This window comes from Pseudomonas kairouanensis (genome assembly GCF_004682055.1).
Lineage (GTDB): Bacteria > Pseudomonadota > Gammaproteobacteria > Pseudomonadales > Pseudomonadaceae > Aquipseudomonas > Aquipseudomonas kairouanensis.
The window spans coordinates 90,287-103,348 of record NZ_QUZU01000020.1 but is presented as its reverse complement, the minus strand read 5'-3'; the positions used below and the strand labels follow the sequence as shown (position 1 = coordinate 103,348).

Below are 13,062 nucleotides of genomic sequence, written 5' to 3'. Positions count from 1 at the left end.
GCTCCCGATAGCGGTGGGTCAGTTACCGATCAGCTGACTGATACACCGCAATCGGGAGCAAGTCGAATCGTCGCACCGCCCCTCCCACATTTGGACTGTGTACGGGTCCAAGTTTCAGGGCTTCTCCAAATCATGCCCCAACGACTGGATAAACAACGAAAACAGCTCCGGCTGTGACGAGATATCCAGCTTCGCGTACAGATGCCGGCGGTGCACCTTCACCGTATCCGGCGAGATATTCAGGCGCTCGGCCATGGCCTTGGACGAGAACCCGCGCAGCACCAGGCGGGCCACTTCCAGCTCACGGTCCGACAGCACGCCGCAGCCAAAATGACTCAAGGCATCCCGGATCTGGGTGTCCATGGCCGGTGCGCGCTGGGTGCATTGCTGCCAGTGCTGCTGCATCAAAGGCAGTACCCAGGCGCCCAACGTGGTCATCATCCCGGTTTCTTCAGCGGTGAACGGGCGTTGTATCCCCAAAGACAGCGATAACGTACCCGCACCCGGCAGTTGCAGGATGAACTGCAGTTCGTCTTCGAGCACGTTGTCGTGAAAGTAGTTGAGGAAGTATTCACTCTGGCGAAAATGGTCCGGCGCCACTTCTTCCAGGCGGTACACACCACTTGGGTAACCTTCGCGGCAGGCCTGGAAAAACGGGTCCAGCAGGTACAAGCCGTTGAGATACACCAGCATCGATGCCGGTTTGCTGCTGGGCTGGGCATCGTATTCTTCCAGGGCCTGGGGCGGGCCCTCTTGCGGGTAGTAGATCGCCAGCGCGTTATCGAACGCCAGGCACTGGTGAAGCAGCAGCACCAGTTGTTTCCAGAAGCGCTCGGTACCGATGTGCGCCACGGTGCGGCCCAGGCCTGCGTGCATGCCGACTTCCCGGAACAGGCTCATGTGTCAGGCTCCCGCCAGCAAAAGATCCGCCAAGGGTTCGGCTTTTACCGGATGCCGTCAAGGGGAGTACGCCAATAGGGGAATTGGCTGATAAGCACGCGCCCGCTAACGTCGGCATCATTCAGCGGGAAACATATCCCGGCAAAAAAACATCATTTTTTCGTTTCTGCCTCACACCAAGAAAAACGACAGAGGATAACGATATGAGTGCTTCCCCCGTGCCCGATGGCGCCTTGAAACCCACCTTGGGCGTGTTCGATGTAGTGGCCATTACCGTATCAGCGGTGACACCGGCCAGTTCCGTGTTTGTGATCGCGCCGTTTGCCATCCAACAGGCCGGCAGCGGCGTGTTCCTGGCTTTTGTGATGGCCGGCTTGCTCGCCCTGATGTTCGCGTTTTGGTACGCCGAACTGGGCCGCGCCCACAACAGCGCAGGCGGTGAGTATGTGTACGCCAAGCGCGTATTTGGCGGCATGGCCGGCTACGCGACTTTCCTGACGGTGTTGGTGATGTTGTTGTTCATCCCGCCCGTGTTGGCCACTGGCGCGGCGACCTACCTGAACAACGCCCTTGGCACTAAATTTGACTCACAAACCGTCGCCCTGGTGATTGTGGTGTGCAGCTACGGCCTGGGCATCCTCAACATCAAACTCAATGCGTGGATCACCGGCACCTGCCTGGTTCTCGAAGTGGCCGCACTGCTGGTGATCGTGTACCTGGGCTTCGGCAATCCGGTGCAACCGGCCAGTGTGCTGTTGCAACCGCAAATCGTCGAAAACGGCGTGCTGCAGCTGGCGCCGTGGGCGTTGGTGATCGGTGCGGTGGGCATCGGTCTGTTTTCCTACAACGGTTACGGCCCGGCGGTGCTGTTGGCCGAAGACATGAAATGCGGTGGCAAAGGCGTACACAAGGCCGTGTTGTGGTCCCTGGGGCTGGTGGTGGTCATCGAGCTGGTGCCGATCACCGCGCTGCTGATCGGCGCGCCGTCCCTGAGCGAGATGATCGCAAGCCCCGACCCCATCGGTTACCTGCTCACCAGCCATGGCAATGAAACCCTGTCGCGACTGGTGAGCGCGGGGATCTTCCTGTCGGTGTTCAACGCCATCGTGGCCATCGTGATCCAGATCGGCCGCGTGGTGTTCAGCAGTGGTCGTGATGCACTGTGGACGCCAAGCATCAACAAGCTGTTTACCCGTATTCACCCGCGTTGGGATTCGCCCTGGCTGGCTACGCTGTTCCTGGCGGTTCCCTCGGCGCTGCTGAGCTTCAGTTCCAACCTGGCGGACCTCACCTCGTTCAGCGTGTTGCTGATCATCCTGGTGTACCTGGTGGTGGCGCTGAGTGCGTTGATGAGCCGGGTGTTGCTGCGTGACCGCGAGCATCCGTATCGCATGCCTTTGTGGCCGCTGCCCGCGCTGCTGGCCGTGCTGGGGGCGGGTTACCTGTTGGCTACTCTGGTGGCGGCGGCGTCGGTGCGGGACATCATGATCATCGTCGGCTTGCTGGCCGTGTCGGTGATTTTTTATTGCATCAGCGGGCGGTCGAGTCCGGTCTTTCAGAAATTGTAAGGAGTGGTTATGCGTGCACGTCAAATGGGTATCACGCTAGGGCTGGGCACGCCCGGCGAGTTGAACGCCATCACCGATGTACCGGGCGTGCGGGTGGGCCACAGCACCCTCAAGACCCGTATCAACGGCAAGCAAGTGCGCACCGGCGTCAGCGTGATCCAGCCGCGCGGCGGGGAGGCGCGGCAGCAGCCGTGCTTTGCCGGGTACCACGTACTCAATGGCAACGGCGATGCCACCGGGCTTGAGTGGATCGGCGAAGCGGGGCTGCTGACCACGCCGCTGGCCATCACCAACACCCATAGCATCGGTATTGTGCGTGACACCCTGATCGCCCTGGAGCGTGAGCGCCTGGAGGACCCGTCGGTGTACTGGTGCATGCCGGTGGTGATGGAAACCTATGACGGCCTGCTGAACGACATCTGGGGTCAGCACGTAAAGCCCGAGCATGTGCGCCAAGCCTTGGACAATGCCGAAGCCGGCCCGGTGCAGGAGGGCGCCGTGGGCGGCGGCACCGGAATGATCTGCCACGAGTTCAAAGGCGGCATCGGCACTGCCTCCCGGCGGTTGCCGGTGGAGCAGGGCGGCTGGACTGTCGGTGTACTGGTGCAAGCCAACCATGGCAAGCGCCAGGAGCTGCGGGTGGATGGCTACCCCGTGGGTCGGGAGCTGATGGACATTCCATCGCCGTTCGCCGAGCGTGGTACGCCGGGTATGGGCTCCATTGTGGTGATCATCGCCACCGATGCGCCGTTGTTGCCGCACCAATGCAAGCGCCTGGCGCAGCGTGCGTCTATCGGCATTGCGCGCACCGGCGGCGGCACCGAGGATTCCAGCGGCGATCTGTTCCTGGCGTTTGCCACCGGCAACCAGGATTTGCCACCGGCAGATTATGGGCGCAAGGGCTTGCCGTTTTGCAGTGCAGTGCAGATGGTCAATAACGACCACATCTCCCCGCTGTTCAGTGCGGCGGCGGAGGCGGTGGAGGAGGCCATTATCAATGCGATCCTGGCGGGCGAAGACATGCTTACCGATGACGGTGTGCTAGTGCCTGGCCTGAAGGGGACCGTGTTGTTGGAGGCATTACGCAACGCAGGATGGCGCTGATATCTGGCTGATACGCGCAGGCTCAAATGTGGGAGCGGGCTTGCTCGCGAATACGGTCTATCCGCTAGCAGATTTATCGGCTGACCCACTGCATTCGCGAGCAAGCCCGCTCCCACATTTTGAACTGCGTTAGACACGAAAAAACGGTGGGCCCAGCTCCCACGTTTTCGGGGTGCTGGCCGTTAGAACTCACTTTTCCTTGATGACGGTGGCCACGTCGGCAGCCTTCACCCGTACGCGCTTGCCAGCGATATCGGTGAATTCGTAGAAACCGTCGGCGGTCTCGGTTTTTGGCTGGTCCTTGGTCAAATATTGTGTGCCGTTTTGGAGTGTTACCACGGTTTGCGTTGCGCAACCGGTCAATACCAGAAAAGTGAGTGCAACCAGTGGCAGACCCAAATTCTTCATGTTCATAACCTTTACCTTTAACCCTGAAAAATCCCGCGTCATGGCTGCGGGCCACAAATTTTACGCTAACGACTTCCCCATCTGATCACTTTTATACAAAAAGTTGCGTGGACCATTTATCTATTACCGATTGCAACAACGGCCAGGCGACGGCACTCTGTATGCATAACCAGTATTTGATCCCCGTTTGCCATGGCCAACCCCCTCGACGACCCGCTCTATTACCTGCATAACTTCCGCCAGGTCCTGCATTGGCTGGGGCAGCGCTATGGGGATTTGCTCGAACCCGACGAAGAGCATTTCATTCAGCAATTCGACAGCTTGCCCCAGGCTTCCCAGGCGCTGTTGGTACGCATGGTGATGCGCAAGGGCGTGCATTTTCGCGCAGGCAAGCTCAACTATTCAGAGATCGGCTGCACCCATGCCGCCGCTGCACCGCTACTTGAATTGGGATGGGTACAGTGCGAATGCCCATTGACCTTTGAAACACTGTTCGGCCTGTTGCAAAAAGGCGAAATCCTGGGTGCGTTCAAACCCTGGATCGCGCAACCCAAGGGCAACAAAGCCGACTGGCTTGAAGGCTTGGCAACACAGTTCACCGAAAGCCGCAGCTTTGCCGGATGGTGCCCCAACCTGGCCGACACTTTGTACAGCCTCAGCGTGATGGACTTGTGCGACCGCCTGCGCCTGATGTTCTTCGGCAACTTGCATCAGGACTGGTCCGAGTTCGTGCTGGCAGACCTTGGTATTTACACCTACGAAAAAGTCGAATTCTGTGCTGCGTCCCGCGGTTTGCGCAGCCGTGACGACGTGCACGGCTTTTTATTCCTGCACCAATGCCAGCAGGCCTTTGAAGCCGGTGAGGCACTGGAGGCCGTGCTGGCCGACATCGCCAGCCTCAGCACCGATAACCCCTGGTTGGAAAAACGCCGCGCCAAGCTGTTGTTCCAGATCGGGCAGTCTTGTGAACGCATGGCCGAGCTGGACCTGGCACAGCAGATCTACCGCACTTGCACCTACCCCGGCGCGCGCTCACGGTTGATCCGTGTATTCGAGCGCCAGGAGGATTACGCCCAGGCCATGGCCCTGGCGATCGCAGCACAACAGGCACCGCAAAGCGCCGCCGAACAACAGCACTTGCTGCGTGTAGTGCCGCGACTGCGGCGAAAACTCGGTGAGCCGGCGCTGCCCAAAACCAAGCCGCGTCCCGTCACGCGCCTGGACCTGGACCTCGCACTGCCAGACCCACTGATGTCGGTGGAGTACTACGTACAGGCCCACCTGAGCGAACCGGAAGGCCCGGTGCACTACGTGGAAAACGGCCTGATCAATTCGTTGTTCGGGCTGCTGTGCTGGGAGGTGATCTTTGCGCCGTTGCCAGGCTCGTTTTTCCACCCGTTCCAACGGGGCCCGGCGGACCTGCACAGTGAAGATTTCCACCAGCGCCGTGCGCCGTTGTTCGCTGCGTGTTTCGAGCAATTGCAGGATGAGCGCTACAAGGCCACCATCCGCCAGCGTTACGCTGATAAATGGGGCATCCAATCCCCCTTTGTATTCTGGAACCTGCTCAGTGAAGAACTGCTGGACCAGGCCTTGGAATGCCTGCCCGCCGAACACCTGCGCTATTGGTTCGAACGCTTGCTGCTGGATATTCGTGCCAACCGCGCCGGCATGCCGGACTTGATCCAGTTCTGGCCGGCGCAAAAGACCTACCGCATGATCGAAGTCAAAGGCCCCGGCGACCGCCTGCAAGACAACCAACTGCGCTGGCTGGAGTTCTGCGGCCAGTACCAGATGCCGGTCACCGTCTGTTACGTACGCTGGGCGGAGCAGTCGGCTTGAGTTACAGCGTGGCCGTGCGGGCGCTGTGTGAGTTCACGGCCAAGGTCGGCGACCTCGACCTGCGCTTCACGCCGTCTCCCAGCGCCCAAGAGGGTATCGTCGGCCATCGTACCGTCGCCTCGCGCCGCAGCCCGCATTATCAGAACGAAGTGGCATTGGAAGGCGAGTACCAGCAACTCAAGGTACGAGGCAGGGCGGACGGCTACGACCCGGACACCAACCGCCTGGAAGAAGTGAAAACCTATCGCGGCGACCTCGACGCCCAGCCCGCCAACCACCGGCAACTGCACTGGGCCCAGGTCAAGGTGTATGGCTGGCTGATGTGCCAAAAGCTGGGCCTTACCGAGATCAACCTGGCGCTGGTGTACTTCGATATCGTCGGCGAAGGCGAAACGCTGCTGAACCAACATTTCAAGGCTGTCGAGCTTGAGCCGTTCTTCAATCAGCAATGTGCGCTGTTTCTCGGTTGGGCCGAACAGGAGATGCAGCACCGCCAGGCGCGCAACAGCGTCGCACACCATCTGGGCTTTCCCCATGCCGAGTTCCGGGCCGGCCAGCGCGTGCTGGCCGAGTCGGTGTACAAGGCCGTCAGCACCGGCCGCTGCTTGATGGCCCAGGCGCCAACGGGCATCGGCAAAACCATTGGCACGATCTTCCCGTTGCTCAAGGCGCTGGTGCCCCAGCAACTGGACAAGATTTTCTTCCTCACCGCCAAGACTCCGGGTCGCAAGCTTGCCCTGGATGCCGCCCAAGTGCTGTATGCCAATAACCAGGATGTGTCATTGCGCGTATTGGAACTGGTCGCGCGAGACAAAGCCTGCGAACACCTGGACAAAGCCTGCCATGGCGATTCCTGCCCCTTGGCCAAGGGCTTTTACGACCGCCTGCCCGCGGCCCGCACCGCCGCGTCCAAGGTGCGCCTTTTGGACCAGCGCAACCTGCGGGACGTGGCGCTTGCCCACAACGTCTGCCCCTACTACCTGAGCCAGGAAATGGCGCGCTGGGCCGACCTGGTGGTCGCCGACTACAACTATTATTTCGACTTTGGCGCCATGCTTTTCGGCCTGGCCCAACTCAACCAGTGGCGCGTCGCGGTGCTGGTGGACGAAGCCCACAACCTGGTGGAACGTGCCCGCGCGATGTACAGCGCGAGCCTCGACCAGTACCGCCTCAAAACCCTGCGCGACACCGCGCCCGAGGCGTTGAAGAAACCCTTGCAGCGCCTGAACCGCGAGTGGAATGCGCTGCATAAGGACCAGATCGCTCCGTACCAGGCCTACACCGCCAGGCCCGAAAAACTGCTGCAAGCGCTGAGCCTGTGCGCCAGCACCATGGGCGACTATTTCAATGACCACCCCGAAGCACTCAGCGGCGACCTGCAAGCTTTCTACTTCGAGGCCTTGCAGTTTTCCAAGGTCGCCGAGTTGTTCAACGAGCACTTTATCTTCGATATCAGCAAGCGCCAGTTCAGCACAAAACGCAGCAGCTCGACCCTGTGCCTGCGCAACGTGGTGCCCGCCGAATTCATCCGCCCACGCTTGACCGCTGCGCGCAGCAGCGTGTTGTTTTCCGCAACGTTAAGTCCACGGCACTATTACGCCGACCTTCTGGGGTTGCCAGCGGACACGGCGTGGATCGATGTGGAATCGCCATTCAAGGCCGAGCAGTTGCACGTGCGTATCGTCGATGAAATCTCGACGCGCTTTGCCCACCGCAGCGCTTCACTTGAACCCATCGTCGAGTTGATCGCCGACCAGTTCGCCAAACAGCCGGGCAACTACCTGGCGTTTTTCTCAAGCTTCGATTACCTGCAACAAGTGGCGCAGCTGCTCGCCGGTCAATACCCGCACATTGCGCTGTGGCAGCAATCGCGCGGTATGGCCGAGGCCGAGCGGCAGGCGTTTCTTGAACAGTTCACCCAGCACAGCCAGGGCGTAGGGTTTGCTGTTTTGGGCGGGGCGTTTGGCGAGGGGATCGACTTGCCGGGCAGTCGCTTGATCGGCGCGTTCATTGCCACCTTGGGGCTGCCGCAACTAAACCCCGTCAATGAGCAGATGAAACTGCGCATGGGCGCCATTTTTGGCGCGGGGTACGACTACACGTACCTGTACCCCGGTATTCAAAAGGTCGTGCAGGCGGCGGGGAGGGTGATCCGCAGCCAGCACGATCGTGGGGTGGTCATGTTGATTGATGACCGGTTTGGGGAGCCGCGGGTGCGGCAGTTGTTGCCGGGGTGGTGGGAAGTTTCCTGAGTTATAAACGGTAGGTGAAAAAGTCAAGGAACGAATGGTCCGTCGTTGTGACGTCAATATGGGTGATTATGTGGCCAGCGCTCGCTGTATATTGGATCCATTCATTTAGGTGGTTGGGTAATCCTTGAGCGCGATACGTATAGAGAAGAGTTCCGCCATCAAAAAATTTAATTTCTGCGGGATAATGAAGCCAGGTGATTGCAAATTTAACAAATCGATAGTGAAATTTAAACGTCAGGCGTACCACTTGGGGATTGTCATCTGCATGCGTCTCGTGACTCAGGGAAATGCTTTGCCCCACCCGCATCATTGCGTACGTATATAGGTATCCACTAACACCACATTGGCTAACACCACTCACGTTTAAGATCTGCATGCTGGACGTTTCGACTGTTCCGGCTGGGCCAACAAGCTGAGTGGCGATATTTTCAAAGTTGTCGGAAAGTACGGGCGTCCGTCTTTCTATAATAAGAGACAATGTCTTAGAGAAGCGAGGGAGTTGTCCTTCGCGTTCAAGCTTATAAGTAAGTGCTACGCGCTTATTTAGATTGGCGGTTATCAAATTCTTCGTTAGAGTAAAGGGAACTGCTTTGCCTGCCGAGGCGTCGTCTAACTTAAATGTTAAACTATCACTCAGTTCTGGCGTTTCGCCCAGAAACTCCAGTATCAATGTATCTCCCTTCACGGTTTCAATGAACGGTATTTCTCCCGTAGCTCCCGTTGCTGGAACCAAATTTTCACCCAACCAATCCCCCTTGGCCAAATGCACAATTGGAAAATCCAACCCTTTTTTTAATTCACCCACCCGTAGGTACAAAGGCAGCGAATTCCTTCTGAACTCTGGGTTCACTTGTCTATCCTGCAATGTGTACAGGATGCTTACTATCATACCGTTGAAACTAACAATGTCCGGGCTGGAAAATTCAAATACCATTTTTCCATCTGGTGGGATAATACCAACGAGTCTTTGTTGAAAAAACGTGACAGTGCCATCTGAATCGGAGGCCGTCCAACTAACCGTTAGCCAATGCTCAGGTGTCCAGCCCGGCTGTGCATAAAAAACCGCTGTTGCCTTCGAAACGTCAGGGCTGAGGTAGCCTTTGTCGTCATCTTCTAGTATGTCCAACGCTGGCCAGGGTATATATCGGCCAATAATAGGGGCTGTCAGCTTTCTCGAATATTTTTTAACTTTATTGTTAATACTATAAAGTTCGTATGAGAGTGTGGCGGTGCTATCGGCCAACGCTGTTATAGTTTTATTGCCAATCCAAAAGCTATACAGCTTTGGCACCCTGTCGATATTGATTAGTTCTGTGTGGGCGATGGTCAAATTTTCCGCGTCAACGCCCTGTACTATGAAGAGTAGTTCATCTCCGACCTCGGCGTCTGCGCGAAGTATGTACATGTGCACTTCTAACGGCGCGCCCGCCAGTATATCCAAGTCGACTATGTCATTTAAGAATCTCGGCAGGTACGGCGGCTCCAGTAAGTCGGCATCGAGCCCAACACGAACCGTTTTGGGGGCTGACCAGCGCGCATACTCATCAGGGTAGCTACCGGCACGGTTCATGACCTGCATTGCCACCGTCAGCATGTCATTGTCGCCAGCCTGCTGAATAGTCAGATAACTAACAGTCATGATAAATGAATTGCCCACCTCGCTGGCCGATACCACATGGCTGACCAACTGTGATCCCCACGCGATAAAACAAGTATCGAAGACGCCCATGTTGAGGTAAGGCTGTATTTCTATATCGATATTCAATTTCGCCCGATCATCGTCAACGCCATCAATCTCGATATCACGCGGCAAAACAAATGCCAAACCTTGATGCCCTGGTATTTCATCATTAGGGTCACGCCCACCCGGACGTGTCAGGTCGACCCAGATAGCCAAGGGGCGGGTGGGTGTTTCATTGTCGCTGGGGGGTTTGATAATGCAAAAAGGGTAAGCCCACGCAGAGCGTATACGCTCTTTGGGCACCCTGATCGTAAAGTAGTCCACGTTGATGTTTCTCTCATCAACGATCAAGTGGCTAACCGGTTGCGTTGGGCTGTCCCAAAACAATCGAATATAGCTGTTCAAAGGGATTACAGCCGGCTTCTTCAACAAGACATCGTAATCTTGCTCGGCATGTCGTATGCCCATGGCGCCATCTGACTCGGTATCACCTTCGCGAGGGGCAAACAGGTTCGGGATTACAATCGGCGGCAGTTCGTTGTCACGGCGTCCAGGTTTGCGGGGCACGGCAGGACGTGGTTTGGGCTTCTTGCGGGTAATGTGCAATGTCTGCACTTCAGAGTAACGTACGGGTGCGTCCGCGACTGTAAGTGTCCAATAGGCTTTCACCGTGTTATTGAGGTTGTCTTGCACATACCGTGCAGGCACGTGAAATGTCAAATCTTGCGGGCGTTGTACAAGCAAGGGAATGCCCAAGTGGGACTTGGGGCCGCTCCAGTAGAGCCAGATCAAACCCACTGGTGCTCCTTTGATGATCACGTCTACACCGTTGGGTACGTCGCCAGGGTCAAGGAAGTAGCCATGGTTAAGCCGGTCGATACTCGGCGCTTGCATTTGCGGTTGCAACGGGCCCACTTGCAGGTGAAGGCAGCGCGACTCGTCCCGATACCCTTGTCCTTGCTCTATCACGCAGAACATTTGCGACCGTCGCCCTTCGAAGCGTTTAACCTCAAGGGCTGGGACCTGAAACTCAATTAAGTTGTTATCCGGGCGCTCGCCAACGCTGCGGCTGCAACGGTATTCAACCGCACAATGTGGTTCAGGTACTTGCCAGACCAGGGTCAGGCGCGTTTCCGAGTGCCAACTGTCGTCCCAGGGCAGCACAACGGTGGTGGCTTGCCCTGTGCTGGGCAACAAACCCTTTTCACTGACTCCGATTACCTTCGGTGCTGGCCATTGGTGAATCTGGCCATTTACGGTGGCGCTTGCTGACTGGGAATATAGAATTCTGTCGCGTTTTTCCAGCGAGTAACTCATCGTCAGGTGGCCTTGGCCCAGCTTGCTGATTTGCGAGTTCGCCAGATTAAAGGTATAGCTCTGGCCGACTTTGTGTACAGTCTGTGTCTCGCTGTGGGTAAGTGTCCTGCCTTGGGCATCGGTCATTACCCAATGAAAATGCAGCTTGTCGGCAGTTTCGAATACGTTGCGGGAGGCGAAGACATACGCAGTCACAGGCAGATCTGCCACGTCTGCGAGGGTGATCTCCCTGGTTGTGTCGTTCATAGGGACGACAACAGGCGACTCCATCGTGTCGCCTTGTGCGTATACGTGCACATAAGCGCCAGCCGACCATCGCGCCGACGGGACCATCAGGTTTCCGGTATACCCACGCACCTGGAGGGTAACCAACAAGCCTTCGCTGTCTCGGGCTTTCAAGATCGTTGTGTAGTGCACCCGTATGTCGATGGTCTTGCCCACTTCTGTGGGGTCGACCCAGCGCAGGATTTTCTGATTGCCCCAGCACAATAACAACCGATCATGAGCTGCCATGTCGGAATAGGGCGTCACCCGGATCACTACGTTTTGGCGAGCCCGTGGCTCGCTGATACCGTCGATTGCGATGTCCGCAGGCAGCCCCACGGATAAACCCTGATGGCCTGACTGTAGAGGGTCGGGGTCTGCGCCTACGGGGAAGTCAAGGTTGACTCCCAAACGCATTGGCTGACTGTAATCGCCAGTTTGGTTGATGCGACACACCAAGGTGTCGATCAGGCTGGGGTAGATGGCGTAGGCGGGAAGCACCAGGGGAACGTGCGCACGCTGCAGGTCCTCCTTTCTGACAAAGGTGTGGGCAACCGGCAGTTGGGTATTGTCCCTGAACAACTCCAGCAATTGCCCTTCGTGGGCGTCATGGGGAAGAGACACATAGACCAACAAGGGTTTGTCGATGCTGTCGCGCCCTAGATAACCGTCTATATCCGGCGCCCAGTCGTGTGCGGGAAAAAGCCCAGGAATCGACAGCCTCCCCAGTGACGGAACGTCCTGTTGAGTGACTTGGGTTTTGTTAGACATAGCTCTCTCCCGTCAGCTGCGTTACTGTCCAAACTGGATATGGTTGCGCAGCGACTCGTTGATATCTTGTGAACTCGCCTTGACCTGGCCTGCCCGGTACACGAAGTAAATCTCGACTTCCAATCCCCGGAATTGTTCGAGGTCTTGTTTGTAAACCAACCGTTTGACGGGCGAACCGTGTGGCCAGGAAGTACCCACGATGCGGGTATCGCTGTAAATCAGCGTTTCATGGTTTCGTTTTTCATGACGAATCACAATCGTGAGTTCATCTGTGGGATTGCGCCATTCAAACCAAGGACAGACAAAGACCAGGGAAGAAGGGATCGGGTTTACTTCATTGGTATAACCTTCGAAAAATGGTGCATCTATATAAATGATGCTGCCTACAACCTGGGCGAATCGTTTTTTCGAAAACACCTCGTAAGGTGCGGCGGTCTTTCTCAATACGAAGCTGGCTTCAGCCTTGCCCCCGACAGCAGATCGAACAACACCGTAGGGTACCGTCACATAATGGGGTATACCGGGTGCCTCGATTGTCTTGAAGGTTCGGTGTACGACGACGCCGCCCAGTCTTGGATAGGACCTGAATGTCATATCGTAAATATCACCCGCCAGGCCAATAGATCTCGGTGTATAGAGCTCAAGCTCCAGGTTATGGCCATCGAGACGCTCCAGGTCGATATAACCTTCAGGATCGTCCGTCATAATGGCGGGCGCTTCTACTTTTGATTTGTCGAGATCGACGAGTACTTGCTGGGGTGCGGAAGCACGTTTTGAGGCGTTCCCCACAAAGTCAACCACCAAAAAATCGACGTTCAGGTTAAAGCTATCACCCGCTTCAACAATATCGGCGTGTGTGACGAGAATGACGGTTTCCTGACCTACACCCTTGATCTGTTTGATGATTTCGAGGCCACCCCACCGGAAATGAATTTTATCCAGGATGTGCATGTTG

General features: G+C 56.9%; 8 protein-coding genes. 4 read left to right on the top strand and 4 right to left on the bottom strand.

Going from position 1 to position 13,062, the window contains the following annotated elements; translation table 11 throughout:
* Positions 1 to 114: 114 nt before the first annotated feature.
* Positions 115 to 900, bottom strand: a complete 786-nt coding sequence (locus DYL59_RS17155) for a helix-turn-helix transcriptional regulator (protein ID WP_135290208.1) — start codon at positions 898 to 900, stop codon at positions 115 to 117.
* 203 nt (positions 901 to 1,103) lie between these two features.
* Here DYL59_RS17155 and DYL59_RS17150 point away from each other — a divergent pair, with 203 nt between their 5' ends.
* Both DYL59_RS17150 and DYL59_RS17145 read left to right on the top strand, forming a co-directional pair.
* On the top strand, positions 1,104 to 2,468 hold the full coding sequence (locus DYL59_RS17150; protein WP_135290207.1) for an APC family permease: 1,365 nt from the start codon (positions 1,104 to 1,106) through the stop codon (positions 2,466 to 2,468).
* Between the two features lie 9 nt (positions 2,469 to 2,477).
* Entirely contained in the window at positions 2,478 to 3,572 is a 1,095-nt protein-coding gene (locus DYL59_RS17145; protein ID WP_135290206.1) for a DmpA family aminopeptidase, read from the top strand.
* 189 nt (positions 3,573 to 3,761) lie between these two features.
* Here the strand turns inward: DYL59_RS17145 and DYL59_RS17140 are convergent, their stop codons facing one another.
* Positions 3,762 to 3,986, bottom strand: coding sequence for a YgdI/YgdR family lipoprotein (locus DYL59_RS17140; RefSeq protein ID WP_135290205.1), 225 nt, complete (start codon positions 3,984 to 3,986; stop codon positions 3,762 to 3,764).
* A 186-nt stretch (positions 3,987 to 4,172) separates the two neighbouring features.
* Here DYL59_RS17140 and DYL59_RS17135 point away from each other — a divergent pair, with 186 nt between their 5' ends.
* Positions 4,173 to 5,822, top strand: a complete 1,650-nt coding sequence (locus DYL59_RS17135) for a VRR-NUC domain-containing protein (RefSeq protein ID WP_135290204.1) — start codon at positions 4,173 to 4,175, stop codon at positions 5,820 to 5,822.
* The gene (locus DYL59_RS17130; protein WP_135290203.1) at positions 5,819 to 8,074 is read left to right on the top strand and encodes an ATP-dependent DNA helicase; all 2,256 of its coding nucleotides are present in this window, start codon (positions 5,819 to 5,821) and stop codon (positions 8,072 to 8,074) included. Before DYL59_RS17135 ends, DYL59_RS17130 begins: the two co-directional genes overlap by 4 nt.
* A gap of 1 nt (position 8,075) precedes the next feature.
* Here DYL59_RS17130 and DYL59_RS17125 read toward each other — a convergent pair whose 3' ends face one another.
* Both DYL59_RS17125 and DYL59_RS17120 read right to left on the bottom strand, forming a co-directional pair.
* Positions 8,076 to 12,107, bottom strand: coding sequence for a hypothetical protein (locus tag DYL59_RS17125; protein ID WP_135290202.1), 4,032 nt, complete (start codon positions 12,105 to 12,107; stop codon positions 8,076 to 8,078).
* Between the two features lie 21 nt (positions 12,108 to 12,128).
* Entirely contained in the window at positions 12,129 to 13,058 is a 930-nt protein-coding gene (locus DYL59_RS17120) for a hypothetical protein (RefSeq protein ID WP_135290201.1), read from the bottom strand.
* Positions 13,059 to 13,062 lie beyond the last annotated feature (4 nt).